Genomic DNA, 26,338 nt, shown 5'->3' with positions numbered 1-26,338 from the left:
TTATTTAAATTACAAAACTCCCGCACTTTTAATTTCCAAATAGGCATTGGAAATGCGCACGGCCAATTCATTCGCGGTACAGTCAATGGCATATACACCGGAGGCGATTAATTTGCGATGGGATTCGCGGCGCTCATGCAGAAAGCGGCGGACACCGGCGTAGTTTAGTGAGTCATCAAAGGTGTGCACCGGGGTGTCGTTGAGTTGATCGAGGATTTGTTCGCGGATATTGGCGACCATTACCAAATGGCGTTTTTTTAACAGATTGACGGCGAGCAATAGTTCGCTGTTGTCTTCATCGCGTGAATTGGTGACTAAAATGATCAGCGAACGTTTGGGCTGTAAGATCGCAAGTTTTTCGGCGGCAGAAATATAATCGGCAGTGGATTGGTTTGCGTGCAGATCATAAATACCATTGAGCAATACTTTGACTCGCTCCACCCCTTTTTGCGGTGGAATCCAGCGGTGTTTATTATTGGCTTCGCCGCCAAAACTCATCAGACTGACGTTATCGCCCTGACGCAGCGCGATGTAGCTCACCAATAACATGGAGTTGAGGGCGTGATCAAAATGGCTGAGTTCATCGTCTTTGGTACGCATGCGGCGGCCGCTGTCGATCATCAATACAATTTGTTGGTCGCGTTCGTCTTGATAATCCCGCGCAATTAATTTTTGGCGACGCGATGTCGCTTTCCAATCCAATTGACGCAAACTATCTCCTTGGCGATATTCTCGTAGCTGATGAAACTCCATGCCCGCACCGCGCCGCTGTTTTTTCTTGATGCCAATTTGGCTGGTATGGTTTTCTGTTGCCAAAATGGCGTAGTTGGCAATCGCCACAAAATCCGGAAACACTTTGGCTTCAGTTAGGTCGCCTGCCCAGTAGCGAATATTCCATAATTTCAGCGGGCTGGAAAATTGAATGTGGGTTTTATTGAGTTGCAAGCTGCCGCGCACCAGTGGGCGCAATGAATAGTGGCTGCTGCTGATTTGGTTGGGTTGCAATTCAATTTGCAGCGGCAGCTGATCATAATTGGCATTGCTCGGTACACCATCAAAAATACTGATCTTAAGTGGTTCGGTAAATTGATGGCGAATTCGCAGTTTTACCTCGGTCCACTTATCAACCGCGAGATTACCCGGTAATTCGCGGGTAATTTCCACAGGTGGTAAGCGGCGCGATAAGAGCCAATCCAGCAGAGCGATAACCACCAGGGCAATGAATATCGCCTGCGGCAAATAAGCCGCCGCGCTCCAGTTAAAATAATGAGCACTAAAGGCGTTGATAAACACCAGCGCGGCGAGCAGCGCAAAGGCAATGATCAAACGGGTGCTGGGAATCCATTGTCGTTTCATGCTTGTGTGAATCACTTGTGTGTTGTTATGGATCCCCGCTGCGCGAGGATGACGACTCCCTACTTAATATATCCGTCGTCACTCTCGTGTAGCGGGAGTCCAGTTTTTAATTTTTCTCGTGCCCAAACTCCGCTGGGGGCGAGATGGTTGATGGATATCAATGTCTCGGTGCTTCAACCTGCAACAAAATATTGTGCAAGATCCGCTCGGCAGCAATACCTTCAATCGCCAATTCCGGTGATAACAAAATCCGGTGGCGCAGTGCCGGGATAAACATTTTTTTCACATCGTCTGGTGTGACAAACGAATTGTTATTGAGCAGCGCATAAGCGCGTGCGGCGGAGAGCAAGGCGATACACGCGCGCGGGCCAGCGCCACGGGAAATACCCGACCAGCTGCGCGTGGCGCGCACCAGTTTCACTACGTATTGCAAAATTTGTTCATCCACCGTGATTTGTTCAGCAATCTTTTGCAGGCTTAACACGTGGGCTGGTTTTAATAGGGTAAGGATATGTTCCAAACCAAAACCGCCTTGAGCTTGTGAGCAGACTTGGCGCAACATTAATTGCTCATCGCTCTCGCTCGGATAATCAATAATCACCTTCAGCATAAAACGGTCAAGCTCTGCTTCCGGCAGCGGGTAAGTACCTTCCTGTTCGATGGGGTTTTGTGTCGCCAGTACCATAAAGGGATCGCCGGTTTTGAACGATTCGCCTTCAATGGTGATTTGCCCTTCTTGCATTACTTCTAACAATGCCGCTTGGGTTTTGGCGGGTGCGCGGTTGATCTCATCGGCGAGCAATAAATTGGTGAATGCAGGGCCTTTGCGAATTTCAAATTCTTGTTTGGCCATATTAAACATGGCGTGGCCAGTGACATCGCTCGGCATTAAATCGGGGGTGAACTGCACGCGCGAAAATTGCCCACCAAAACATTTGGCGAGGCTGCGCACTAACAGGGTTTTACCCAACCCGGGTACACCTTCAATTAATACGTGGCCGCGTGCGATTAGCGCAATTAATACCTGCTCGATCACTGCATCCTGACCGATCAATACTTTTTTAATTTCATTCAATAAATTATTGGCAACGGTGCTTGCCTGCTGCAACCGGTTTTGCAAACTTTCATCGGCGTCCGTTGTTTTATTGATTTCAATGCTGTCGTTGTTGTTGGTTAGCTCAGTCATAGTTGACTCCTGAAAGCTGCTTTCTAATGGTTTGCAAATGTGCAATCGCTGCGGCAAATTCCTGGGGATGATGCAGTCCGTCGGCGAAAAGTGCTTGTTTAATATCGGTTTGGGTGATGCCGGTTAATTGTTGTAAAAATTCCAAGCGCTGATCGCCCGATGGCTGATTTAAATTGGGATGCTGTTCATCCAAACGATCAAGAATTTCTTTGCGCAATAAATTTAATAATTGCGGGTGCTGCTGTTTGCGCCAGAGCAACATAGCGCTGGCATAAATATGTTCGGCCAAACTGCGGCGCCCGGTTTGTTCAACTACTAATACAGGGCCAAAGCGCAGGCTGTTGGCCCAGAGCCATAAAATCAATGCGATGATGCCGGCACTTACCCCGTAACTGGCATTGCGCCATAAAATGCTGGCAAGCGATGGTGCATCCTGATTAATTAAAAACCATACCCGGCCTTCGGGGTTAATGAGTCGCCAAAGTCCATAGGCATGATCATGGCAGTCGATGCGTTGGTTGGACCAAATATGATTGTCACTCATAATCGTGACCGAGCCTTCACCTATATCGAAATAGAGTAAGTGCTCGTGTGTTTCATCGTAGTAACCATCATCTTCTGATTCGCTTTCATCTGTATCACTTTCTGAATCTTCATCAGTAGCATTATCGCGTGCGACGTAATCGTAATAGATAAATTGACGGCCGCGACTGAAATCGAAGTTGAGTGGCTGCTCCTCGCTGGCAAAGGTGATGGGTGTGGGCGTTTCTTTTAATGCGCAGCGATAATAATTTTCCGGTTTCTCCTCTTTCTTTAGTTTCTTTTTTTTGGTTTTTTTTTGTTTGTCGATTTGGTTTTTATCGCTGCCCGTTTTTTCATCAGGATCTTCATTTTTATCCTTATCTTCTTCGTCAAAACCATCGGCCAGTTTTTTTAGAAGATTGCGAGTGTCAGCATCCTTTTCTTCTGGTGGCAGCTCGATATTAAAATCATTCAGCAGTAAATCTTCTTCGCTGGTGTGGGTGCCGATAAACGGGTTTTGTGTTGAGGTGATAAGGGTGCCGCCATTTTCGACCCACTCGTACAGTGAATCGTAACGCTCCTGAGTGAGTGTTTTGTTGCCGTTGATAATGACCAGCGTATCCTGTGCGCCGAGTTTAAGGTTGCGCCAGGAATGTTTGTCGAGTAGGCTCAGATTTTTTACCGTGGTGGCTTGCACGCCCTGTTTGCGCAGAAAAATTTCAGCGGCGAGAAAATCATTTTGGCGTGCCTCTTTGGAATAGCCCAAATCTATTTCTTTTTCTTCCCACACCAATGTGGTGTACCACCAGTAGCCCAGCCCGATTACCAGTGCGATTAGCGCGCTGATGATTAATCCACGCTGCACAGATGTTAAGGATTTTATTTTACTGTTCGCTTTATTACTCACTGCGCCGCTCCTTGTGCTGCGCTGTGGCCTTGTTGCAGCCAGCAACTATTCCAATTGGCACACAGGTGCTGCGCTTTTTCTGCGCTGGGTAATAAATGGCCATAGGCTAAGCGCTGCCACTCGCGGGTCAGTGCCGCAAAATAGGCGACACGGGTTTGGGCTGCGCTATTGCTGGCAAAATGTTGGTGCATTAATTCCGCACATTCTTGTTCGGTGTGGCCATCGTGAATATCGACACCGCTGTAAATCATATGAAATAAACTGGCGCGATAGAGCAGGGCGAGCGCCGCGCGTACATCGCCTGCGTTTAATAAACGCAGCGCGTTGCCGCTGATATCTTCCGGCAGAGATTCGCGGGTGACATCCATACCAAACAAGGTGACTGGTTTGGCTTTGGGGGCGGGTGTTGGGGTGATGCGTACAAACTGCGCCGCCAACCAATGGCGATAGCGATAAAAAACAAAACCGATCAGCGCCGCGACACCGATCCACAACAGAATTTCCAACAGACTGGCTGCGGTGACAAAACCTTCGAAGTTATCCAAAAATTTAAACAGTTTTTTCCAGAAGTTGGAGACATCTTCGTCTTCCTCTTCTTCTGGTTCATCGAATTTCAGTGTGCGCTGCATTTCTTTGCGGCTAAATTCGGATTGTTGCAGAACGGCTTTAATAGACTCCTGTGTCTGGTGGCGATCCAACTCAGTGTATTCACCCAGTGGTTGGTCGATAATCGCCTCGCCGCTGTACGCTTCTGCCGCGCTAGAATTTTCCATGGTAGGAAGTTGATCTTCTGCATAAACATTGCGCTGGGCATCGCTGGCAAACACAGTCAATCCAAGCGTGAGTGCCAACATAAAAGCAGAGAGTAAATTGGTGCTGCTGCGTTTATTGACGATGCGGCGGAAAGCAATATCTATATCCCATGCTTCCAAGGTAATACGGCGATTTAAATAAAGTGCAAAACCGCAGGCGACATAAAACGGAGCGGTGAGGCTGAGTGCGCAATACCAAATCAATAATTGCAGCCGGTGAAGTTGCGCTGACTCCTGATCAAAAAAAAGATTGGCCCATTCGATATCAATTTCGCGCGGAATGAATGCCCAGATAAAACTGATCATGCCGACCCATAAACATACTTCCAGCGCAAAACCCATAAACGTGAACCAGCTGGCGGGCGATGAATCTTCCCGGTGCAATACGCCTAAACGATCCTGACGGCGTGCGCCACTTAATCCTTCCAGTTGTAACACGGGTAAATCCATGCAGCGGGTTGGGCTTAATCTTCTCCAGGTCAGGCTGGCAAAAATTTGTTTCAGTGCAAGCGATGGAAATAATTTAAATGTGCTGCGTGTATTCGGTAGCGCGTTAAATACGGCGTGGCTGAGGATGTGTAAGAGTGGCCTCTCCAGCACCGGTTTTAACCACCAGATAAAAATCACACCTGCCCAAAACCAATTGCCGGGCAGCAGCAGTGTCATGGCAAAAAAAGGAAAGCTAACCAACAGCCAGATTTTCATCATCGGCAGCCACCAGCGTTTGGCCATTAACAAACCTAAATCTACCGCCTCCCAGGCACTGCGCGGGCGAATTTCGATGGTGACCTGATCCAGATTCATCTTTGGCCTCGCTCACCGCGCAGCCCGCGCCCGCTAAACACCAAATAACCAATTACTACCGCCCACAAAAATCCGCCCACTAAATATTTTTGCCAGGGCATAAGAATATTGTTGGATGACCAAAAGGCTTCAATAAATGCGGCAATCACCAGCATGATGATGACGCCGTAGACGAGTTTGATCGCGATAACGCCAGCGCGCCGCAATGATTCTTTGCGGGTGAGATTGCCCGGCGCGAGCAGTGCGTGGCCGAGTTTTAAACCTGCAGCACCGGCGATGCAAATGGCAGTTAATTCAAAACTGCCGTGCCCGACCACAAAGGTAAAAAAAGTTTGAGTAAATTCTGCGTTAGTTAAATGCCCGGCGACGGCGCCCATCAGCAAGCCGTTGTAGACGAGAAAAAAAATCGAGCCGACACCAAACAAAATTCCCGAAGCAAAAGTGCGAAAGGCAACGCTGATATTGTTGCTGATGTAAAAACCAAACATCTCCACATTGGTATCGGATTCGCGCGCGCTGCCAAGCGTTCGGTTTTCCGGGTCGTACATGCTTTCAAATGAACTTACTTGTTCGGGCGCGGTGACGGTATAGACCAAATCCGGCTGCCACAAAATCGCTAAAAACATCAGCAGTCCGGGCACATACAGCAGCGCAGTCGCCCACCAAATATAACGTTGCTGCTCGCGCACCAAGCGCGGAAATCCCGCCACAATAAAACTGGTGAACTGCTGCATAAACGGTTGTTTGCGGCGATACAACTGTTGGTGGCCGCGCACCACTAGATCGCCGAGTTTATCGACCAAATGGCTGGAGTAATGGCGATCTTTGGCGAGTGCATGAAAATGGCACAGACGGCGATAGCGGCTGGCAAAACTCGCCAACTCACTGCCCTTGAGGCGGCCATCGGGTTTTTCCAACTCGATAATTTCCAGCTCCATGACATGCCAGAGTGGTTGGTAGAGTTGTTCGAATTGTCCTTGTTTCATCCTATGCCTACTGCTTGCCGACCATGGTGTTGGCCATTTGTTTGATGGCGATCACCGGATCTTTGCTGCCGATAACGGGCAACAGAATCGTCGCCAATTCACTTTGACGCTCGGCCGATAAATATTGACTGCGCTCCGCAAACGCGAGTAACGCGCGCTGTTCGTCGGTAGAGAAATCGGCGGGAACCGGTAATTGGCCACGCACTTCAAAGCTGGGTTCGAGCGCAGGCGGCGCCTCGTAAATCACCATGCTGCCGGCGGCCAAATCGCCCAAGCGTTTGAACTGGCGATTGCACAAGCTGGCAATAATACCGGTGAGGTAGAGCATGGGGAGGAAATCGACAAAACGTAAAAGGTTGCGCAGCAGAGACGGGCCAAAGGTAATGGGTGTGCCATCGTCATTGACTACGCGGATGCCCATCCACTTTTTACCGGGCGTGCGCCCTTGGCGACTGACTTCAAAATAGACGGGGTAAAACCATTCGAGTAAAAACGCGAGAATCAGCGCGATGCCAGTGCCCATCTTGCCCAGTAGCGAGAGCACGATAAATATGACTATGACTATTCCATAGCGGATCAGAATGTCCAGCATCTGCGCCAGCACACGCACGCCAAAGCCAGCAGGGGTGAGCGGGAGTAGGGCGCCTTCCGGGGTTTCGAGCGATTGGCGGGTATCGAGTAACAAATCCAGCTGTCCTTATGTAGCGGCGAATCTAATGTTATTTTAGGTTGTGTCGCTTAAATTGTTTTTTTGTGCGCGGAAACAAGTCGCGAGAATAGCGGATATGGCCGCTTCTGAATAGCTAATCACCCCTGTTTGTAGCTTGCGATGCGGGATTTTGTCCCCATCTACCCGTATAATTCGCCCCTCTTCAAAATGGTTTTAACTATGTCCGAACAACAGCCCCCTAAAATTGAATTCCCCTGCGAAAACTACCCGATCAAAGTCTTGGGTGAGGCGGGGCAAGAATTGCATGAGTTGGTTATTGAGGTGATGGAGCGCCATGCGCCTGGGTTTGATCAAACCCGCATCACTATCAACGAAAGCAGCAAAGGCCGCTTTCAGTCGCTGACAGTGTGGATTACGGCGACCGGTGAACCCCAGTTAAAATCCATCCATGAAGACCTGCGCATTCACAAACGCATCAAAATGGTGATGTAGCTTGAGTCGTGCGGCACTTGCGCTGGAGGTGATCAACCTCGGCGTGCAGGATTATCAAACCAGCTGGCAGGCGATGACCGACTTCACCAATCAGCGCACGCCGGAAACGGCTGATCAGCTGTGGTTGGTGGAGCATCCGCCAGTATTCACCCAAGGGCAGGCGGGCAAGGCGGAGCACCTGCTGTTCCCCGGCGATATCCCTGTGGTGCAAACGGATCGCGGTGGGCAAGTAACTTACCACGGCCCAGGTCAGCTGGTGGCCTATCCACTGCTGGATTTGCGCCGGTTAAAGATCGGCGTGCGCGAGTTGGTAACGGCGATTGAGCAAACTATTGTCGCTACGCTCGCCCATTACGGCATAGATTCCGCCGCCAAACCCGATGCCCCGGGGGTTTATGTTAATGGCGATAAGATCGCCTCACTCGGCCTGCGGGTGCGGCGCGGCTGCAGTTTTCACGGATTGGCGTTGAATGTGGTCATGGATTTGGCGCCCTTTGGGCGGATCAACCCCTGTGGTTATCAGGGCTTGAGGATGACTCAAATGCGCGACCTTATGCCCAATCCCCCAAGTCTTGCGCAGGTTCAAGATCAACTTGTTACGGAATTTGCGCGGAAATTGGCTTATGAAACCTGTACAATGCGCGCCATCGAATCTGGTCGGGAGCCGGGTGAGGGCTTGTGCGACACGCCGTAAATCCATCCCTGGAGGCTCGGCACCACCATCCATGGTGGCGCACGGTCGCACAATCCCTCACCCGACTCCCTCTGTGCCTCCAATGAGGTCGAAACAGCAAAGAGTTTTTTATGTCTGATCTGCCACCTGTATCTACCTTTGTTCCCGAGCTGCAACCGGTCAAACGTACCGAGCGTTACAAACAGGGTGAAAAACTGCGCGATGCCGACAAAGTCGAGCGCATCCCGGTCAAAGTGATTGCCACTGACCGCGAAGAAGTACAGCGCAAGCCGGACTGGATTCGCGTGCGTATTCCCGCATCGCCAGAAGTGGATCGCATCAAAACCATTCTGCGCAAAAACAAATTATCGTCGGTGTGCGAAGAAGCCAACTGCCCGAACTTGGGTGAATGTTTTAGCGGTGGCACCGCGACCTTTATGATCATGGGTGATATCTGCACTCGTCGCTGCCCCTTCTGCGATGTAGGCCACGGCAAACCCAACCCACTCGACGAACACGAGCCGCGCAAACTCGCCGAAGCGATTGCCGAGATGCGTTTGAAATACGTGGTCATCACCTCGGTGGACCGCGATGATCTGCGCGATGGCGGTGCGCAACATTTTGCTGATTGTATTCGCGAAGCGCGTGAACTCAGCCCTAAATTACAGGTAGAAGTTTTGGTGCCGGATTTCCGTGGCCGTATGGACATAGCGTTGGATATTCTGGAAAAAGAAGCGCCCGATGTGTTCAATCACAATATGGAAACTGTCTCGCGTTTATATCGCCAAGCGCGCCCCGGTGCCAACTATGCTTGGTCACTCGAACTGCTCAAGCAATATAAAGCGCGTCGCCCCGATGTATTAACCAAATCGGGTTTGATGGTGGGCTTGGGTGAAACCAAAGAAGAAATTATCGAAGTGATGCAGCACATGCGCGATCACGATATCGATATGTTAACCATCGGCCAATATTTGCAGCCGTCAAAAGATCACTTACCCGTTGAGCGCTACGTGCACCCGGATGAATTTGCCGAGTACACCAAACTCGCCGAAGAAATGGGTTTCAAACACGCTGCTTGTGGCCCGCTGGTCCGATCTTCGTATCACGCAGATAAACAAGCCCACGGCGAAGATGTGAAATGGTTTGGCGAAACAAAAAACGTCTGATCTATTACTTTGAACTGTGCAGCAAAAACTCCCGCTAGTCGGGAGTTTTTTGTCTCTGCCGCTGTCACCTGCCTAACGTTACTGATTTCGTATCTTTAAGCTTTCGAAGCTATAGTTAGTTTACATTTTAGTTAGTTCACACTTTTGTTGCGCCGAGTCATCGTGAATCTATTCAGTCCCACCAGTGTTATCGCCACCGATATTTTTTTTCTGGAACAAAAACCGGAGTTTTTTGCGCAGGTTGCGCAATGGCATCATCAAGAATGCGAGCGGCAGGGTTTGAAATCCTCCATCGCACTGCGCCAACAGCGTTTGGTGTTGCACGTGCAGCGCAATGCTATCCCCAAAACCTTAATTGCACTGCACAACAAACAAGTCATCGGCTGCGTAAGCCTTGTTAATTACACCTATCGCAGCAGCGAACGCATGCCCAAAGTCGCCAGCCCCAGTCCGGTTTGGTTAAGTAATTTATTTGTAATGGAAAATTTGCGCCACCAAGGAGTTGGCAACGCGTTAATTAATGCTGCAAAAAAATACGCACAGAATTTGGATTTGGACGAGCTTTGGCTTTCCGCAACCGACTATACAGACTACTACCAAAAGCGCGGCTGGGAAATTGTACGCCGCACCAAACTCGGTGGGCGCCAGGTGAATGTGATGCGAGTGGGATTAGCTGGCTGATCCCATTTCACTCTTCAGTAAAAAATTCTACTGCCTGATTGCGGCCATTATTTTTAGCTTGATACAGCGCTTGATCAGCGCGTTTCATTTCTTCTTCAAAACATATTTCACTATTAGGCGAAGCCAAGCTGTAACCAATACTGGCAGTGATAGTTAAATGTTGATGGTTGTCGAGTGGGACATTTTTTTCGCTTAGGCTGGCGAGTAATCGATTGCAGATAAGTTCTGCATCGTTTGGGTTGCCTATAATAATACTAAATGCAAATTCTTCGCCGCCAATACGCCCGTAAATATCCTCCTGTCGGAAAAACTGCATGATGCACTCTGCGCAGCTAATCAATACCTGGTCGCCGGCGCTATGGCCGTAGGTGTCATTAATATTTTTAAAATTATCTAAATCCAAAATGCCGGTCAGTAAGAAAAATTTATTGCGCTGAGCGCGAAATATTTGTTTTTCTGCGTGGTCATTAAAACTGCGCCTATTGGGCAGGCTAGTGAGGCTATCGTTGAAAGCCAAACGTTCCAGTTGTTGGTTGGCCATACGCAATTCATCGGTGCGCTGTGATACCAGTTGTTCGAGATTATCTTTTAGTAGTTTTAAATCTTTGTTGCGTTTTTCCAACTGATCAGCGTGATACATCTGCTCGGTAATGTCGCGCTCTATTGCGGCAAAATGAGTGATTTCGCCATAGCGATTGGTCAGCGGGAAAATATTCATGTCGAGCCAATAAGGGTGACCGGTTTTACTGTAATTTAAAATTTTTTCACGGATGGATTTTTTCTCGGCAAGAGCGGTGCGTATACGCGCCAGAGTTTCTGGATCGGTATGTTTGCCTTGTAAGATGCGCGGTGTTTCACCTATGGCTTCCTGCGCGCTGTAGCCAGTGAGTTTTTCAAATGCTGCGTTGACGTAAATAATTTTAGGGCCGGTAGGTGAATCTATATCATCGGCTTCGGTAACTATCACAATATCCTGACTGTTTTGCAGAATGTTCTCGTAAGAAAAGAGATGTTTGCTTTCAGTGATATCATTAAAAGTGACGATGATAAAACTATCTTCGAGTTTGTTCGCTGTATCCATATAAGCATTGACTAAAAACCAGGTGGCTTTTTTTCGGTGACTATCCAAAACACCCATCACCTCATTGGCCACGGGGCTTCTAAAGCGTTTAACTTTGTTTACGGGAAATTCATTGTGGTGCAACACCCGGTTGCCATCATCAACAAAGCGCCATTGCGGATCCATGACATCCCGGCCAATAATTTGGTCATGAGTGAGACGCAGCAGTTTTAACGCAGTGGGATTGGCGTAAACAATAGAAGTATCCCAGCGGTGTATCACAACACCTATATGGGCATTTTCAAGCAGTGTTTGTAGGCTGATTGCGTCTATGCCATTCATAAGGAGATGCTCGTGAAGACTGCAGCTATGTGTTTTTATGCGACACTATAAGATTAGTGATAATGATCAAAATACGCCAGTTTCATAGTGAGCGGATGGTTAATTTATAGAATTAAAATAGAGTGATGCAGTGCTGTCGGCAGTGTTGGTGTGATATCAGAATTTAAAAAATTTTTTTAGTAGCTAATATCTATAACTGCTTCTTGCGCTTAAAAAATGCACTTAGGTAAACATACAGGCCGTTAAAGCCGCCGAGATAACAATTAAAAAGAATGTTTTCGCTGCCAGTTGTACTTTGGTCGTTTTTGTTATCCCAATAACCCCCGTGGCAATCAGTACTGTAGAAATAAACTCTGCTTGGGTAAAGCTTAATCCCCAAATCTGATATTCGCTGTTGATGCGAATTTTCTCTATCAGTAAACGTTCAAAACCACTCAGCAAAAGATACACAAAAAAAAGAAAGCCAGTTTTGTACTGGGTTTTGCGGATGCTCCACAAAAACGCAAATATTAACAATGCAGCAAGCGCTTCATAAAACGGTGTTGGATAGACTCCGGGGGCTGGGATAACGCTGCCGACAGCATTGTTTTCGTAAGTTTGCGCCCAGAACCAATCGGGTAGCCAGCTGGGCTTCATTGCCATGTTGGCAACAGTGCCCCAATCACCGTCGCCAGATATCTGACAGCCCATGCGTCCAATACCGTAGCCTAAAATAATGGACGGTGCTAAAGCATCCAACATTGGGATAATAGGTACTGCGCGCTTCTTTAAAAATACTGCACCTGCGATAGCTCCTAAAATAAGTCCGCCGTAAATTGAAAAGCCATCCCGTGAAAAAATCATCGCGACTGGATCTTGGAGGAATTCGCGCGGATATTCGAGCAGATGAAAAATGCGTGCGCCAATTACACCGAATATCGCGCATATCGTTGCAAGGTCAGATATTAATAAGTGCGTGGCAATGGGGTTAATGCCTGAGGTGACTACTCTAGGAAGCTTGCCTAGTTGTTCGAAGCGGATAACTTCTTTTTTGCCTACCCATGCGGCGGTAATAATGGCCAGCGCAACGAATGCACCGAACATGGCAATGGGGAGTTGGATGTTGGTTCCAAATAGATGATTGATTAAGTCGCTGAGGTAGGGGTAGGACATTGGGTTAATTTCCATATCGATAAATTTCGGGCAGAGCCCGAGATAAAATTTTAGTTTGGGTAAAAGCGAATCCCCCCTTTGAAAAAAGGGGGAGGATTTAAATCAATGCAACTTCAATCGTGGACGCAACCATTTATTTAATCTGCCGCCGACCATTACCAATCCGGTTTTAACAAAACCGTGAATAGCGATTTGGTGCATGCGATAAAGCGAAATATACACCATGCGCGCGAGGCGGCCTTCGATAAATACGCTTCCGCTGCTGAGGTTGCCCATTAGGTTGCCGACGGTGGAATAGCTGGCGAGTGAAACCAGTGAGCCGTAATCTGTGTACTTATAGGCTTTCAATGGTTTGTTGTTGAGTAGTGCAACAATATTTTTATAACACGCACTTGCCATTTGATGTGCAGATTGTGCGCGTGGTGGTACGCGAGAGCCATCGGGATTGGTGAACTGGGCGCAATCGCCGATTGCAAAAATTGTGGCATCGCGGGTGGTTTGTAAAAATTCATTTACGTGTAATTGGTTGATGCGATTGCTTTCGAGTCCCGCGAGATTTGCCATAAAATCCGGCACTTTAATACCTGCGGCCCAGACCATTAAATCAGCTTCAATCAATTGTCCGTCTTTGGTGTGAAGACCTTCCTTAGTGGCGGAAGTGATCATGGTGTTGAGTTTGATATCAACCCCAATTTTAGTCAGCTCACTGTGTGCGGCAGCGGAAATACGCTCGGGTAACGCAGGTAAAATTCTGGGGCCTGCTTCAACGATTGTTACTTTCAAGTGATCGTTAGAAATTGCATTAAAACCATAATTGTGAATTTCATGTACTGCGTGATGCAGTTCAGCAGAGAGTTCTACTCCGGTTGCGCCGGCGCCGACAATCGCGATGCGCACATAATCTTCTGCACCGGTTAAGCGTTGAATGCGCAAAAAGCGGTTGAGCAATTTGGTATGAAAGCGATGGGCTTGGCTGGGGCTATCGAGAAATATGCAGTGGTCTTTAATGCCGGGGGTATTAAAGTCATTGGAGATAGAACCGAGCGCAAGAATTAAATAATCGTAAGGAATACGCGTAGAGGGCAAAAATTCTACGCCGTCTTCATCTTGCATCGGCGCTAATACGACTTCGCGAGTTTCGCGGTCGAGATCGATCATACTGCCCACGCGAAAGAAAAAGTGGTGCGCGTTGGCGTGCCCGCGATAACTCACTGCATCTACGTCTTCGTCCATGGTGCCCACTGCAATTTCATGCAGTAGTGGCTTCCACAAATGGGTGGTGTTGCGGTCGATCAAGGTAATTTCTGCTTTGTTTTTTCGGCCCAGCTTATCGCCAAGTTTAGTGGCCAATTCAAGGCCACCGGCGCCGCCGCCGACAACAACAATACGCGGTTTGGTTAATGTGGTTTGCATGTTTATACCTGCGTTTAAAGTAGAAAATTGTTACGGCGCCCTAGTGCCCAAGCGCAGTTAAAAAATATTGCGCTAGTGGCCGCTCGATAAAACGATAGGTGTTTTGCTCGATGGCGGCAGAAAATTGTTGCTGTGCTGCAGCTGTGTGCCCGGCGCGGTAATCGCGGTAGCCGGTATAGAAAAAGAATTCGGTGCGCTCGCAGCGATTAGTTGCCAGCCGTTCAAATTGCGCGCGCGTCATTTTGCCCGTCCAGAACGCATAAATAGCGCCTTCCCATTCGCTGTTAACGGTCATTTTTTTCTGCGCTATCAACGTGGAGAAGTCTACATCGGCATGTTGACCAATAATATCGGCTTTGATAAAAGCATAAACGCTAATATTTTTTTGCGCTTGTAAATAGTCAGTAAAACTCCGCGCTGCCTTCATCCACTCGCCTGAGTTCATGTAAATTTCGTGATAAGCAGAATCACTGGCACTGAGGCCTTGAGCCTGTGCCTGCTCCAGTAGTTTGTGTGCAGTTTGCTCCTTGCCCAGCATGGAGAAGTTTTGTGCACTAAAAGCGATATTCTCCGCGCTGGGTTCCAGTTCAACCAAAATGCTGGATTCATGCAACGCTAGCTGATAAAGATTTTTATCCAAATACAAACGCGCTAAGGCGAAATGCAGTTCCGCACTTTCGGGGGCGAGTGGTACTGCCTGTTGATAGAACTGAATGGCATCACCCAGATAGGCTGTTTGCTCGTAGCTGCAGCCGCTGGCCTCGGCGCGGGCTTCATAGGTATTGCCTATGGCTTGGTATAAATCGCCGGAGTTGGCTATTTGTTCGGCGCCGAGTTTGAGGGTGGCGAGAGCTAGAGGAAAATAATTTTCTTCGCGATACATTTTGGCGAGCTGGATGTAAGCTTTATCGCTAGACGGTTGTTCATTTATCGCCGCAAGCAGCGCGCGGTAGAGCTCTGCGCGATTTTTGTTGCCTGTTTTTTGTTGCGCAAGATAGCGCTGCAGAAACACCGCTAGCGAGGGTGCATTCACTTCTGTCTTGGTCGCGCTGGAGAGTTGGTTAAAAATATGACTGGCGCTGGTAAACGCCTGTTTATCGCCCGCAACTATATCTTCGTAATAAATATTGTAGAGCAACTTAAGTGTGGCGGGGTTACCCGGCACCAAGGTTAATACATGGCGAAGATTTTTTATTGCCAGTTCACGGCTGTGCGGTGATTTATTTTTTTCCGCGTCAACAATATAAGCAAGGCCGAGTTTGTAATACAGCTCGGCATTGTTCGGTGCTTGTTTAAGTTGTTGTTCCAGCGCTGCAATTTCTGTTAATGCGCTTTTATCCTGAATCCCGCTACTGTTGTTTGCCGGAGTCTGACTGATGTGCGGCTGCTGGCTGCAGCCGCCTAGTAGCACTGCTGCCAGTAAAGCTGCGCTGATTAACTGTAATCGTTTGAGTGACATTATTTATCGCCTCAGAGTTTGTAGCCTAAGGCTTCTGCTTTTTTAAATGACGCATCCGATTCTGGCAGCAGTTGGTTGTAACCTTGGGCTAAGCCTAATACATAGTAAGCTTCTGCTTTTTTGGGTGAGGCTTTTACTGCCTGTTGCGCAGTTGCAAGGGATTTTTCATAGGCGCCATTTTTAATATGCAGTTTGGTGAGTGCAATTAAGCTGGCGACATCGGTTTTGCCATTGCTTTCCAAGGCGATTAATTCAGCGGCGGTTTTGTTGTATTCATAACTCAAAGTCCAATCATTAGATTCAATCAGCTCATTGGTTTTCTGATAGAAATTTCCATAGTCTTTTAGCGGAACCTTCACCGCTTTAACACTGAGATCCTGAGTGATGATGTAGCGATTATTTTCCTGTTTGCCAGTCTGGGTTAGGGTGTAATAGGCATTATCGATATTCTCACCCTGGGTTTTTAGGCGCAAATGGTGATCGCTATCGGGGCTGGTAAATACTATGCGCGAACGCAGGCTGTAACCCGGATCAATCACATAAGGTTGTTTTCGGTCTTGCGCTGTGTGCAGGTTGCGTAAATCGGCAAATAAATTGGTGAGTTGAGTGATGCTAAAGCTGTAATTGATTGGCTCTTGTTTGCCGCCCCATACATTGGTAAAAGTAAACCGACCACTCAGGGTAAAGGGTAGCCATAAATTGTCGGCATTACTGGCGGTTAATTCGCTTACTTCGGCAGAGTTATAAATTTGCCCAATCAATTCGCGAAAATATTTATCGCGCTCGTTGGCATACTGCCACATGCTACGCAAGCGTTGCTCATACAATCCACCGAAATGTAATTTGAAACTGGCTTGCGCGTCGCGGCCAGTAAACTTATCAAATACCAGTTCGAGTTCGGCAAAATGTTCTTTGGCTGCGCGTGAGGGAAGTATGCTAATTTCCTGAGTGTTTTTATTCACAATCAGAGCAGGCTGACCTTCTATACCAACCGAAAAACCGGGGTATAAACTCGTTTCGCCCGTAGTGTCCATCCACATTTCTTGCAGCCCCTGTTGTGCCGGTATATGCACAATCATATGGTCAAAACTCACACCCGGTACTTGCATATCGGGTAGGCCGCGCCCTCGTGTAACAATTAATGCCGGGTTGGCGGTTATGCCCAATTCGCGCAATAACATTACTGCCAATACGGTTTGGTCTTTGCAGTCGCCGTAACCATTTTTAAGTACTTCAAATGCATCGTGTGGTTCATATCCACCGCGTCCTACGTGAGCAAATACATAACGCACGCGATCTTGAATCGCGCGATAAACTGCTTTGATTTTTTGTTCAGGCGTCAGTGCAGTTTTGTTTATATTGGCAATTAACGCGTTGAGTTTTGCATCGCTTACCAGATGCGGCTCTACCAAACTCTCAGCCCAGCGCGCTACATCGTTCCAGTTGGGGGTAGTGGCAACGCGCAGATAGGGCGCGTAATCGTGTTCGCGCGGCATGGCATTTTGCAGTTCAATTTTGGCGAGATTTTTCCCCGTCCAGGTCAATATTTGCTGTGCGCCTTTAGTGCTGCGTTGCTGCGTGATGTTGTAGCGCGATGTGTCGCTACTCACCAGCGTGATAGCCGCCGGTGCGGTGATCTGTAATTCGCTGGTCGCTATGCTGTCTGCACGCGAGCCTTGCCCGGCAGCGCGATCTTCCCACCAGTGGAAACTGAAACTGTCGAACCATTGGTCGGGCACCATTTTTTTGGTATCAACGTAACGATATTGAAATTCGATAATCGAACCCTTGCGCACGTTGGGCAGCGAAAATAATAACTCCTTGCGGTCGTGATAAAAGTTTTCGTCGGTGGGGCTTTGAATTTGCGTGGCGTCCGCTTTGATGCTATCCATCTTGCCATCCGGCGTGCGCACATTGGCAAATTCCAGTGCGATATCTTCATAAAAACTGTTAAAGCTCACGCTGATCTGGCTGTAGTCGCGCACTGCTTCATCGCTGTTGATGTAGATCGCCACATAGGCAGTGGCGTGACTCATTAATTGCTCGTCGATCTGCACCTGGGTTTTGCGCAGAATAATTTGCGCTTCGCTGTTGTTGTCCGCTTTGAAATTGCGCACCAGTGTTTTTAAAGCGGGAGCAATGCGTTCAGTTTTTTTATCATCAGCCCACGCCTGTGTACTTGCTATTAACAGGCTGAGCGCTAACCAATAGCCCAGGCAACGTAATTTGCTTAAAAAATCTGACACGCATTCTCTCCAAGACGTATAGGTTTTTAATACATAGCAGCGAATTTTTGTTATTGCTATGACGGCAGTGTTTATTCAGGTTTGATCCACTGGCGCTGCGCGGCGCTGGTAAAGATCGCATCAATGACTTGCATATTGGCGATGGCATCGGTCAGTGGGGTTGGAGTCGCTGTGTTATTAAAAATACTCAGCGCAAACGCATCGCCCATCGCACCGTAATGATTGCTATCGGGCACTTCAATGATTTCTTGCACGCGGTTGCGAGTAATGCGAATGCGCTGCACCAGTTCTTCGCTATCGTTGTAAAACGGGCGCTCAAGGTAGAGGCTGCCTTCGTCGCCGATTGCTTCTACATATTGCACTGGTTCAATTTTCGTGGCTGCGGTAAAACTGGCGCTACCGGCGGAAAATTCCATAATCGCTGAGGTAAGGCAATCCACTTCTTCGCCGGGCATTGGTGTGATCTGACCGAGCACTTGCATTGGCTCTTCGTTAAATAACCAGCGCGACAATGAGATTGAGTAGCAGCCGATATCCAACAATGCACCGCCGCCCATATCTACCTTGTTGCGAATATTATCGGCATCGCGATTGTTGTAAGAAAAATGCGAATGCACTGAGTGCAATTTGCCAATGCGGCCTTCATCAATTAATTGTTTGGCGAGTTGCCATTGCGGATGAAAGCGATACATAAATGCCTCCATCATTTTTAGCTGCGGATAAGCGCGCGCGGCATCGACCAGACGCTGTGCATCGGCAGTATTCAAGCCGAGCGGTTTTTCGCAGAGTACATGTTTGCCCGCTTGCAGTGCTTTTATTGACCAGTCGACATGCAGGTGATTGGGTAGTGGATTGTAAATCGCATCTATATCCGGATCGGCCAGAAGTTCTTCATAACTGCCGTAAGCGCGTTCAATGCCCAAGCTATCGGCAGTAGCGCGCGCACTTTGCTCAGTGCGTGAACAAATCGCCAGTACCTGATTGTGAGCAGATTTTTGCAGAGCGGGAATGACTTTTTCGCGGCCGATTTTGGCGGTGCTGAGCACCCCCCAGCGGAGTTTTTGCATAGGAGTTCCTGTGAGCAGAGCTGAAATATAGTGTTGGCTGTAATGGTAATGCAGTGGGGTTCAGTGTAGCGCAAGCGCGGCTCGTGAGGTGAGCCGCATAGGGGGTAAATACGGAAAAAACAGGGTTTAACGCAGCTTTAGCAGCATCGTCTTACCAAGGCAGGGTCTCGCCATTCGAATGCCAGAAAGTGCCGCTGTTCTCTAGCGTTAAACCTTCGATACGTTTGCTTAGGCGCTGGGCAGATTCATCGGCAGAAATATCACCACCAAAATTCACCATCGCCGTTTGCACATAACCCGGATGCAGAATCGCCACCGCGATGCCGCGCGGTTTTAAATCCCGCGCGAGCGACATAGCGGCTGCATTGAGCGCGGCCTTGGACATACGGTAACCGTAATAACCGCCGGAGGTATTATCGGCAATTGAACCCATACGGCTGGTGATAAACGCAATTTTTGCCCCTGCCGCCAAGTTGCCGAGCAGGGCTTCAGTCACTCGCAAAGGCGCTTCGGCATTGATCAAAAATTGTTGTTGGATCGATTGGTAATCAATACTGCCCAAGGCTTCATGTTGAAAAATACCGGCGTTATTGATTAGTAGATCAATGGGTCGTTCACTCAGCGTATCTGCCAAACGCGCAAGCGCCTGCGCATCGGTCACATCGACACCCGCAATCACGCGCGCGCCCGACTCAGTCAATTCTGGCGATGCCGTGCGGCACACGCCAATCACATTCCAGCCCTGCGCCAGATAGGTTTTGCATAAAGCCAAGCCAATGCCGCGGTTCGCGCCGGTGATAAGTGCAGTTTTCATAGTGTGTTTGCTCCTCTTGTAAATTGCGCCTGTTGCTCATGCACGAGAGCGTAACTGATTTGTGATCATTTCCGGCCAATTTTTTACCGTGAGTTTAACCAGCTGTGCTCGTGCGCCTTGTGTTAGTCGGTGGTGGTATTAGGCGTTTGGCTACCTTTATCGCCAGCGACTAATTGGCAGGGGCAAATTACTGAACATAAAAAGGCGATATAAGTTTGGATTAGATGGTGGGCGTGTCGTCGCTCAGCTGCGATGATCAATCAAGGTAAGTGCGTTACTACTTGTACAAGTAAATCCTGACATATTAATTCTTGTAAGCCTTGTAAATACTGAACTATAATTATATCACTATATCAATATAATGTCAGGATTATTGCTATGTCATCCGCTCGGAAGGTACTAGCCCGGCTAAATCGTATGCAGCGCGGCGTTCCTTTTCCCATTAACAGTTTTTATGAGCTGGGTACTGAAGCATCTGTGCAAAAGGCATTTAGTCGCTTGGTCAAAGAGGGGGTGGTCGCTCGCGTATCCAAAGGTTTCTATGCTCGCCCCAAACCCTTGCCAAGCATGCCAAGCATTAAAACTACTGCCAGCGCCAATGATGTTGCCCGCGCCTGGGCCAAACAGCATGGCTACAAACTGGTGAGTCAAGGACTGGAATCTGCATATCGCCTTGGCTTTCAAACGCAAGCGCCGATGAAATCTGTTTATTGGAGCGATGGCCCCAGTCGTCGTTTTCAGGTGGGTAATCAAATTGTTGAAGTAAAACATCGCTCTTCCACCCAGTTGCGTTGGGAGGGAAAGCCAGAAGGTGCTTTGTTGCGCGGGCTGTCGGTTACGCGAGCAGACGCTGTGGAAATGAATACCTTAACAACTGCATTTAAGCGTTTGTCATTGACTGGTTCAAACGCAAAATCGGTTATTCATAAGCTACTTGAATCTCCATTGCCAAAACCTTGGCAAACGAAGCTGGAATCATTTGAACGGACTATCGCCCAGTGAACATTTTTGATTTTTATAAAGATCCAGCTAAATACAATGAGCTGGGGGAGATTTTAACGCTGGGTGCACAGCATCATCGGTATGGGCTTGCCAGTAATTTTTTAGAAAAAGATCTTTGGGTAACTGAAGTATTACGCTTGTTATTTGATGAAGGTTTACTGGGAAATTACAGCACTGCATTCAAGGGCGGGACTGCGTTAAGCAAATGCTGGAGCGCTATTCAGCGCTTTTCTGAGGATATTGATCTATCTATTCACTGGGCAGATTTGGCAGAAGCTGAAGATGAAATGGAGGCGTGGGAAAAATCCAATAGCACACCAAGCCAACAGAAAAAGTTTCGCGAAAAACAAAGCAAGTTATTAACGCAGTGGTCGGCAGCTTTAGTTGCCCGTTTGAATAGCCGATTTGCTGTGTACGATATAGACGGGTTATTTGCAGAACTAGATGCAGATTCCAAGGGTGAGAAAATTAACATTCGTTATCCGAGGCTTGCGAAGGATATAAATAATTACCAATTGGATTATATCCTTCTTGAATTTGGTGGTAGAAATCGTGGCCGCCCCACTGTCATCAAGCAAGTCAATACGTATCTTGGCGAAGTTTCCGAGCTTGCTGCATTAAATTTGCCAACTGCAAAAGTTAAAGCCTACGATCCTGCCTACATTCTGTGGGAAAAGCTAACAGCGCTACATCAATTTTGCACACAAACCGCCGAACCAAATCCAACCCGATTGTCTCGTCACTGGTATGACGTTGATTGCTTGTTGCAACAAAACTTTGCTGATCCAATTCAAAGCCGGCAAGTAATGCTGGATGTTATCGAAATGAAATCTAACCGGTGGGCAGTTACTGGTGTTAATTACAAGCAAATTGTCGAGGGAAAATTGGTTTTGGTTCCTGCTGGAGATCGACTTTCGGCAATTGCGAAAGATCATAAGGGTGCGATAGACGGAGGAATGTTTTTCTCCGCGCCGAATAGCTTTTCTGAAATAGTTGATCGCTTGTTAAAAAATCAAAATACGTATAACGCTAGTTTAAGCGGATCATAGGTTGTTTCGATTATATTTTGTAATGGAATTTATTATCAATAGGTGATATTTGTTCGTGATATGTGAGTAGGTTGGTGGTGAGCTTGCGAACCCCAACATTTCTAAGGGCAGATATGTGCCCAAAGCGGACGGTCAGCCAAATGAGCGCGGCAACTAATTGAGATTGTTTGTGCTGCATATAACTCCATAATTGATTCGGAGTGATAGCTAAGCCTTTGATACTCCAAGAACTAAACTATTGCGGCTCATCTACTTTTTTTGGAGTTATACGGCATCACACCAAATTAGTTGGAATAACGTTCAGTGGGTTATATTGTTGATGCAATTTAATTTACTGTTATATTTTTTTGGAGAAATCAATAAATTAACCAAAACGAAATATATGACGGATTGAGGCTGTTAGTCAGAGCTATATCAAAGAGTCAAAACAGGCTGAACTGCTCGATTTATTAGATGTTAGAGAAAGTGAAGGTGCTTTTCCTCCTGGGAAAGGGATTCTCGCATGTATCCACTCTGATTCGAATGGCCCCGTCATAAAACCAGAGCACAAAGGATTATGGAGTGATATTTGTTTCCATTGTACATAAGAATATAACAAGCTCCAGCGTCGCCAAGAGAATGCATAACAAGCAATCAAACGAATGGATTTTATCTGATCTCGGTATAACTTTTACCATCTATGTTAGGAGAAATATAGTGTCGAGCGAGAAAGAAACCCTCGGAAGGTTATATTTGTGGCAAGTAGCAATTACTAAAATTAGAGATCTTTTGGAATTGAGACTACGAGTTGACCGTTTCTGTGATTCTGGAAGACCACAGAATATCACTGAACTATATGATGAAGAGCGTGCAAGGTTAAAAATTGGTGTGCGACTTGAAGGAGAGGCGTTAGATAACTTTGAAGCTAAGCATGGCTCTCTATTTCCAGACATCCATGATGTTCACCTGATTGATGAATTAATAACTGAAGAAATAATAATTAAATTCTGCACTATTTTTAACGATGGTTATGGGAAGACTGGTCTCATTTCTGGCAATAAAAAGACGTTCTGGGAACCCATTCTTGATGATGTGATTTCGGAGGCATTTTCAGGAGATGTTCGAGAAAGGTTTTACTTGTTTATCGAACAAGCTAGAGCATATCGCAACCAGCAGGGAGCCCATTATGACCAACAAAGTTTTTACATAAAACATGGTGATAAACAACCCAATGAAGACGGGATAATATCTCAAGTGGGTTGGACTAGTGCTTTGCTTAGCTTTAACTGGGATTTTGTAGCTGAAGCCATTCCTAAGTTTAATAGATCTTTGAATGATTATATTAGAAAGCTACAGCAACAAGCTCATCTCATTGTATGAGATGAGATGAGCACGTAGGTTGGGCAGCAATGCCCAAAGTTTAACTCAATGTCCAAAACGTTGGGTATTACTGCTCAGCCTACATAAATGAGAACTTCCGGTATTGGCCAATTTGCGAAGTTCAGGTGCATCCTTCACTGCGGCGTTTTTTATAACATGCGAATGTTTTTTGAAGCCGTAGCCAACAATTACTTATCAATACTCTATGCGTAAAATAATATTTTGTTTTTTAATCATGTGTTATTCACATGTTCACGCAAGTGAGTGCGTAATTTTGCTTCACGGGCTGGCACGTAGCAGTGATTCAATGAAAAAAATGGAAAGATCCCTGTCCAGCGAAGGGTATTCGGTAGTTAATCATGATTATGCATCCAGAAAAAATAATATTCAGGCTCTCGCTGCGGAGGAGATTCCTGTTGCCTTGGGTAAATGCAAAGCTAATGAAAAAATCAATTTCATTACTCATTCATTAGGCGGAATAGTATTGAGGCAGTATTTAAGAGCCCATTCAATTGAGAATCTTGGAAGAACTGTAATGCTTGGCCCTCCAAATAAGGGAAGCCAAGTGACAGATAAATTGAAGAACGTTCCCGGTTATAAATTAATAAATGGGCCAGCAGGAATGGAGCTGGGAACCGATGTGGAATCGGTGCCATTTAAATTGGGTCGAGCTGAATTTGAGGTGGGTATCATTGCCGGAACAAAAAGTATTAACTTAATTCTATCGACTATGCTGCCTAACCCTGACGATGGAAAAGTATCCGTTGAAAATACAAAACTTGAAGGTATGGCCGATCACATCACGATTCCGGTCAGTCATCCATTTCTTATGAAAGATGCAACAGCTATTAATCAGGCAATATTCTTTTTAAAACATGGAAGGTTTGATAAGAGTGCTGAAAAAGCCGCAATAGGTACGTAGGATAACCTACGCAAACACATTTTTCGAAATCGGTTTGCAGCAAATAAATCGTTGATGACCGTGCGTTTTTTAGCCTATTTTCCCTATAGCCTGCGGTAACTTGCCCGTCCATTTTTTAAATGCGCGGCGCAGGTTGGCTACATCATAAAAATGTAATTTCTTCGCGACTTGTTCATTGGTGCATCCCTTCTGGCTTAGCCACATAATCGCCAAATCACGGCGCGCCAAATCATATTGCGCCTGAAAATGGCTGTGGTGTTTTTTTAGCTTGCGTTTGAAGCTGGCGCTGCTCATTCCAAAATCAACTGCGGTCTGCTCAAGATTTGGGTTGTGGCGGATATTGTTTTGCAGATAGATATAGGTTTCAGCCAAAAAACCGCGCTGAAATTCCAGTGCTGGCGATGTGTGTGCCGCTATTGGACGGTGAGAGGCAGGTTGATCGCTATGGTTAATTTTCCACGGGCGATGCAGATAATCCCGTGCGATGGCCATGGCATTTGTTTGGCTGGAAAACTGTACGTTACTGTTGAGGTGAACATCGTATTGTTCGATGTAATCCGGTTTTTTATGGGTCAGATAAAACTGCCAGGGATAAGACTCACCGCTGCGCCATCGGGTGAGTGAGTTGAGTGCAGTAAACATCATCTCCAATAAAAAAATCTGCGTGGCCTCCGCACCACAGGCGTCTTGCCAATAGATGACTAGCCGATCTTGTTCATACACGCTGCGCAAGTTGAGCAGCGGCATCAATTGAATTTGCTGCGCGAGCAACACATCAAGCGCTTGCTGCAAATTAGCGGTGTTGTGTAAATTATTTTTTTCGTGGCTAATTGTTGAATGGTGCGTTGTTGGGTTGTGGTGCTTTGTTGGGTGGGCAGGCGCGGAAAAAATTTGATGACCCAGTAAAAAACTGAACTCCTGACTATGTGAATGTTTTTGCATATTTTGAATTAGCTGAAAACATTGTTGCGGTGTTAGCTGTAGATTATTGGTGGTTATGTCTTCGCAGAAAATACCCGTGTCGCGCAGTAATTTATGTTCTTCCATACCGCGGCTTAATGCCAAGTCGATCAATGCGCGCGGCCACTGGTGGGCTGGAATAAAAGGTGTGTCAATTTCAAAGTAGTGGCCCGGTTTGTAAGTCGGGGAAACATCTTCAGTCGCTGCATGCAAATTATGGCTCATGGTGCTAATCAAGCCGCCTGTTGTATCGCCATACGGCGTTTTTCTTTAGCGTGTAGTAGCGCCAGATTTGCGCGTTCGATCAGCGATTCAGCTGAGTCGGGTGTGCTGCTGTCGATACTGGTGAGCGCTACACCGATACTGACCGAGTGAAATAGACTTTCATCTTGGGTAAAGGTTTTGTAGGCAAGGTGCTGTACCAGCATGGATATTTCACTGGCCATTTTTTCTGCTACTACGCGGCCAGTATTGGGCAGTATTAATGCAAATCTATCGCCCGCGTAGCGGCACAATAAATCGTTGCGGCGAATACTCAGCAATATCAATTCACTTAATGATTGCAATAAATGGTCGCCCTGTTGATGGCCATAACAGCGGTTAATTTCGTTAAAGTTATCAACATCAATCAGCAGTAGCGCCAGCGTGTTAGTTGCATGGCGATGCTCGGGCAGTGCTTGGCTTAACTGCTTGCGCAAATAATCGGCGCCACTCAAATTGGTGGTGAAATCCATACTGCGGTGTTCGCGAAATAAACGCTCACGTTTGCGCAATTGCGCGTTAATGCTGAGCTGTTCTTTATGCCAGTGATAAATGCCGAGAGTGAGAAATAATAAACCAATCGGCATACAGCCTGACTCTATCCAGTGATCCCACTGCACTGCATCGGGGAAACGAATAAATTCGTCGAGCAGATCCTGAAAACCAGCCAAAAAAATTCCGCTTAAACCCAAGCTTAAATACTGGGTGACCCGCCCAGTTGGGCGGCTGTGCAAAATTAATACGAGCCACACCAAAGCCAGCGCTGCGGCGCCACCTTCACTGAGCACATCCAGCCAATTAATTTCCGCGAATAATTTTAAATCGGCAATCGCAAGGCTGGCGATTAGCGCCAAATTTGCACTCATGCCAACAAAAAATAGTTTCCATTTGTGGTGTTTCAGCATAACCGCGCATAACTCGTAAGATAAAAGTGCTGCACCGATAGCAGATTCGTGTGACGGTTTTATGAATCAGGG

At 47.1% G+C, this 26,338-nt stretch carries 23 protein-coding genes; 8 read left to right on the top strand and 15 right to left on the bottom strand.

Translation table 11 applies throughout. From position 1 onward, the window contains the following. Nucleotides 1-9 precede the first annotated feature (9 nt). The 6 genes from AC2CG4_RS17110 to AC2CG4_RS17085 all read right to left on the bottom strand — a co-directional run bounded on the left by AC2CG4_RS17110 (nucleotide 10) and on the right by AC2CG4_RS17085 (nucleotide 7,258). Nucleotides 10-1,356 (bottom strand): DUF58 domain-containing protein, encoded by a 1,347-nt coding sequence (locus AC2CG4_RS17110; RefSeq protein WP_484487427.1) that lies wholly within the window; start codon nucleotides 1,354-1,356, stop codon nucleotides 10-12. Nucleotides 1,357-1,513: 157 nt separating this feature from the next. Then, the gene (locus AC2CG4_RS17105) at nucleotides 1,514-2,542 is read right to left on the bottom strand and encodes an AAA family ATPase (protein ID WP_484487426.1); all 1,029 of its coding nucleotides are present in this window, start codon (nucleotides 2,540-2,542) and stop codon (nucleotides 1,514-1,516) included. Next, nucleotides 2,535-3,971, bottom strand: a complete 1,437-nt coding sequence (locus tag AC2CG4_RS17100) for a DUF4350 domain-containing protein (RefSeq protein WP_484487425.1) — start codon at nucleotides 3,969-3,971, stop codon at nucleotides 2,535-2,537. Before AC2CG4_RS17100 ends, AC2CG4_RS17105 begins: the two co-directional genes overlap by 8 nt. Then, complete coding sequence (locus AC2CG4_RS17095; RefSeq protein ID WP_484487424.1) at nucleotides 3,968-5,587, bottom strand: DUF4129 domain-containing protein; 1,620 nt, start codon at nucleotides 5,585-5,587, stop codon at nucleotides 3,968-3,970. The genes AC2CG4_RS17100 and AC2CG4_RS17095 overlap by 4 nt, the downstream gene beginning before the upstream one ends. Then, on the bottom strand, nucleotides 5,584-6,573 hold the full coding sequence (locus AC2CG4_RS17090; protein ID WP_484487423.1) for a stage II sporulation protein M: 990 nt from the start codon (nucleotides 6,571-6,573) through the stop codon (nucleotides 5,584-5,586). Before AC2CG4_RS17090 ends, AC2CG4_RS17095 begins: the two co-directional genes overlap by 4 nt. Before the next feature lie 7 nt (nucleotides 6,574-6,580). Then, nucleotides 6,581-7,258 (bottom strand): RDD family protein, encoded by a 678-nt coding sequence (locus tag AC2CG4_RS17085; protein ID WP_484487422.1) that lies wholly within the window; start codon nucleotides 7,256-7,258, stop codon nucleotides 6,581-6,583. 204 nt (nucleotides 7,259-7,462) lie between these two features. Here AC2CG4_RS17085 and AC2CG4_RS17080 point away from each other — a divergent pair, with 204 nt between their 5' ends. From AC2CG4_RS17080 to AC2CG4_RS17065, 4 genes are all read left to right on the top strand, one after another. After that, entirely contained in the window at nucleotides 7,463-7,735 is a 273-nt protein-coding gene (locus AC2CG4_RS17080; protein WP_484487421.1) for an HP0495 family protein, read from the top strand. Between the two features lie 73 nt (nucleotides 7,736-7,808). Then, nucleotides 7,809-8,429, top strand: a complete 621-nt coding sequence (gene lipB, locus AC2CG4_RS17075) for a lipoyl(octanoyl) transferase LipB (RefSeq protein WP_484487499.1) — start codon at nucleotides 7,809-7,811, stop codon at nucleotides 8,427-8,429. A gap of 110 nt (nucleotides 8,430-8,539) precedes the next feature. Continuing rightward, nucleotides 8,540-9,574 carry a lipoyl synthase gene (gene lipA / locus AC2CG4_RS17070; RefSeq protein ID WP_484487420.1) on the top strand — a complete coding sequence of 345 codons (1,035 nt, stop codon included), beginning with the start codon at nucleotides 8,540-8,542 and terminating at the stop codon, nucleotides 9,572-9,574. Nucleotides 9,575-9,736: 162 nt separating this feature from the next. Further along, a complete protein-coding gene (locus tag AC2CG4_RS17065; RefSeq protein WP_484487419.1) occupies nucleotides 9,737-10,255 on the top strand; it encodes a GNAT family N-acetyltransferase in 519 nt (172 codons plus the stop codon). A 7-nt stretch (nucleotides 10,256-10,262) separates the two neighbouring features. Here the strand turns inward: AC2CG4_RS17065 and AC2CG4_RS17060 are convergent, their stop codons facing one another. The 7 genes from AC2CG4_RS17060 to AC2CG4_RS17030 all read right to left on the bottom strand — a co-directional run bounded on the left by AC2CG4_RS17060 (nucleotide 10,263) and on the right by AC2CG4_RS17030 (nucleotide 19,808). Beyond that, complete coding sequence (locus AC2CG4_RS17060; RefSeq protein ID WP_484487418.1) at nucleotides 10,263-11,657, bottom strand: sensor domain-containing diguanylate cyclase; 1,395 nt, start codon at nucleotides 11,655-11,657, stop codon at nucleotides 10,263-10,265. A 222-nt stretch (nucleotides 11,658-11,879) separates the two neighbouring features. Beyond that, entirely contained in the window at nucleotides 11,880-12,824 is a 945-nt protein-coding gene (locus tag AC2CG4_RS17055) for a prolipoprotein diacylglyceryl transferase (protein ID WP_484487417.1), read from the bottom strand. A gap of 87 nt (nucleotides 12,825-12,911) precedes the next feature. After that, entirely contained in the window at nucleotides 12,912-14,222 is a 1,311-nt protein-coding gene (locus AC2CG4_RS17050) for an NAD(P)/FAD-dependent oxidoreductase (RefSeq protein WP_484487416.1), read from the bottom strand. A gap of 40 nt (nucleotides 14,223-14,262) precedes the next feature. Continuing rightward, complete coding sequence (locus AC2CG4_RS17045; protein ID WP_484487415.1) at nucleotides 14,263-15,681, bottom strand: tetratricopeptide repeat protein; 1,419 nt, start codon at nucleotides 15,679-15,681, stop codon at nucleotides 14,263-14,265. An 11-nt stretch (nucleotides 15,682-15,692) separates the two neighbouring features. Then, nucleotides 15,693-17,927, bottom strand: a complete 2,235-nt coding sequence (locus tag AC2CG4_RS17040; protein ID WP_484487414.1) for a DUF3857 domain-containing protein — start codon at nucleotides 17,925-17,927, stop codon at nucleotides 15,693-15,695. A 71-nt stretch (nucleotides 17,928-17,998) separates the two neighbouring features. Next, nucleotides 17,999-18,994, bottom strand: coding sequence for a Gfo/Idh/MocA family protein (locus tag AC2CG4_RS17035; RefSeq protein WP_484487413.1), 996 nt, complete (start codon nucleotides 18,992-18,994; stop codon nucleotides 17,999-18,001). Nucleotides 18,995-19,145: 151 nt separating this feature from the next. After that, the gene (locus tag AC2CG4_RS17030; RefSeq protein WP_484487412.1) at nucleotides 19,146-19,808 is read right to left on the bottom strand and encodes an SDR family oxidoreductase; all 663 of its coding nucleotides are present in this window, start codon (nucleotides 19,806-19,808) and stop codon (nucleotides 19,146-19,148) included. 378 nt (nucleotides 19,809-20,186) lie between these two features. On the opposite strand from AC2CG4_RS17030, the gene AC2CG4_RS17025 reads away from it, so the two are divergent. The 4 genes from AC2CG4_RS17025 to AC2CG4_RS17010 all read left to right on the top strand — a co-directional run bounded on the left by AC2CG4_RS17025 (nucleotide 20,187) and on the right by AC2CG4_RS17010 (nucleotide 24,140). Further along, nucleotides 20,187-20,810, top strand: coding sequence for a DUF6088 family protein (locus AC2CG4_RS17025; RefSeq protein WP_484487411.1), 624 nt, complete (start codon nucleotides 20,187-20,189; stop codon nucleotides 20,808-20,810). Next, nucleotides 20,807-21,859 (top strand): nucleotidyl transferase AbiEii/AbiGii toxin family protein, encoded by a 1,053-nt coding sequence (locus AC2CG4_RS17020; protein WP_484487410.1) that lies wholly within the window; start codon nucleotides 20,807-20,809, stop codon nucleotides 21,857-21,859. The genes AC2CG4_RS17025 and AC2CG4_RS17020 overlap by 4 nt, the downstream gene beginning before the upstream one ends. A gap of 696 nt (nucleotides 21,860-22,555) precedes the next feature. Next, nucleotides 22,556-23,218: a hypothetical protein gene (locus tag AC2CG4_RS17015; protein ID WP_484487409.1), complete on the top strand. Its 663-nt coding sequence runs from the start codon at nucleotides 22,556-22,558 to the stop codon at nucleotides 23,216-23,218. Between the two features lie 205 nt (nucleotides 23,219-23,423). Beyond that, a complete protein-coding gene (locus tag AC2CG4_RS17010; protein ID WP_484487408.1) occupies nucleotides 23,424-24,140 on the top strand; it encodes an esterase/lipase family protein in 717 nt (238 codons plus the stop codon). Between the two features lie 69 nt (nucleotides 24,141-24,209). Here AC2CG4_RS17010 and AC2CG4_RS17005 read toward each other — a convergent pair whose 3' ends face one another. Both AC2CG4_RS17005 and AC2CG4_RS17000 read right to left on the bottom strand, forming a co-directional pair. Beyond that, nucleotides 24,210-25,325: an AraC family transcriptional regulator gene (locus tag AC2CG4_RS17005; protein ID WP_484487407.1), complete on the bottom strand. Its 1,116-nt coding sequence runs from the start codon at nucleotides 25,323-25,325 to the stop codon at nucleotides 24,210-24,212. 8 nt (nucleotides 25,326-25,333) lie between these two features. Continuing rightward, nucleotides 25,334-26,266 (bottom strand): GGDEF domain-containing protein, encoded by a 933-nt coding sequence (locus AC2CG4_RS17000; protein ID WP_484487406.1) that lies wholly within the window; start codon nucleotides 26,264-26,266, stop codon nucleotides 25,334-25,336. Nucleotides 26,267-26,338: the final 72 nt, after the last annotated feature.

The sequence above is a fragment of the Cellvibrio sp. ATLC23 genome, from assembly GCF_057196725.1.
The sequence above is the reverse complement of the archived record's forward strand: the minus strand, read 5'-3'. Positions and strand labels throughout refer to the sequence as shown.

Coding starts and splice junctions, on each gene's coding strand:
- AC2CG4_RS17000 (WP_484487406.1), bottom strand. CDS start 26,266: ATGCTGAAACACCACAAATGGAAACTATTTTTTGTTGGCATGAGTGCA.
- AC2CG4_RS17025 (WP_484487411.1), top strand. CDS start 20,187: ATGTCATCCGCTCGGAAGGTACTAGCCCGGCTAAATCGTATGCAGCGC.
- lipA (WP_484487420.1), top strand. CDS start 8,540: ATGTCTGATCTGCCACCTGTATCTACCTTTGTTCCCGAGCTGCAACCG.
- AC2CG4_RS17045 (WP_484487415.1), bottom strand. CDS start 15,681: ATGTCACTCAAACGATTACAGTTAATCAGCGCAGCTTTACTGGCAGCA.
- AC2CG4_RS17095 (WP_484487424.1), bottom strand. CDS start 5,587: ATGAATCTGGATCAGGTCACCATCGAAATTCGCCCGCGCAGTGCCTGG.
- AC2CG4_RS17110 (WP_484487427.1), bottom strand. CDS start 1,356: ATGAAACGACAATGGATTCCCAGCACCCGTTTGATCATTGCCTTTGCG.
- AC2CG4_RS17080 (WP_484487421.1), top strand. CDS start 7,463: ATGTCCGAACAACAGCCCCCTAAAATTGAATTCCCCTGCGAAAACTAC.
- AC2CG4_RS17090 (WP_484487423.1), bottom strand. CDS start 6,573: ATGAAACAAGGACAATTCGAACAACTCTACCAACCACTCTGGCATGTC.
- AC2CG4_RS17005 (WP_484487407.1), bottom strand. CDS start 25,325: ATGAGCCATAATTTGCATGCAGCGACTGAAGATGTTTCCCCGACTTAC.
- lipB (WP_484487499.1), top strand. CDS start 7,809: ATGACCGACTTCACCAATCAGCGCACGCCGGAAACGGCTGATCAGCTG.
- AC2CG4_RS17010 (WP_484487408.1), top strand. CDS start 23,424: ATGCGTAAAATAATATTTTGTTTTTTAATCATGTGTTATTCACATGTT.
- AC2CG4_RS17035 (WP_484487413.1), bottom strand. CDS start 18,994: ATGCAAAAACTCCGCTGGGGGGTGCTCAGCACCGCCAAAATCGGCCGC.
- AC2CG4_RS17050 (WP_484487416.1), bottom strand. CDS start 14,222: ATGCAAACCACATTAACCAAACCGCGTATTGTTGTTGTCGGCGGCGGC.
- AC2CG4_RS17105 (WP_484487426.1), bottom strand. CDS start 2,542: ATGACTGAGCTAACCAACAACAACGACAGCATTGAAATCAATAAAACA.
- AC2CG4_RS17060 (WP_484487418.1), bottom strand. CDS start 11,657: ATGAATGGCATAGACGCAATCAGCCTACAAACACTGCTTGAAAATGCC.
- AC2CG4_RS17030 (WP_484487412.1), bottom strand. CDS start 19,808: ATGAAAACTGCACTTATCACCGGCGCGAACCGCGGCATTGGCTTGGCT.
- AC2CG4_RS17055 (WP_484487417.1), bottom strand. CDS start 12,824: ATGGAAATTAACCCAATGTCCTACCCCTACCTCAGCGACTTAATCAAT.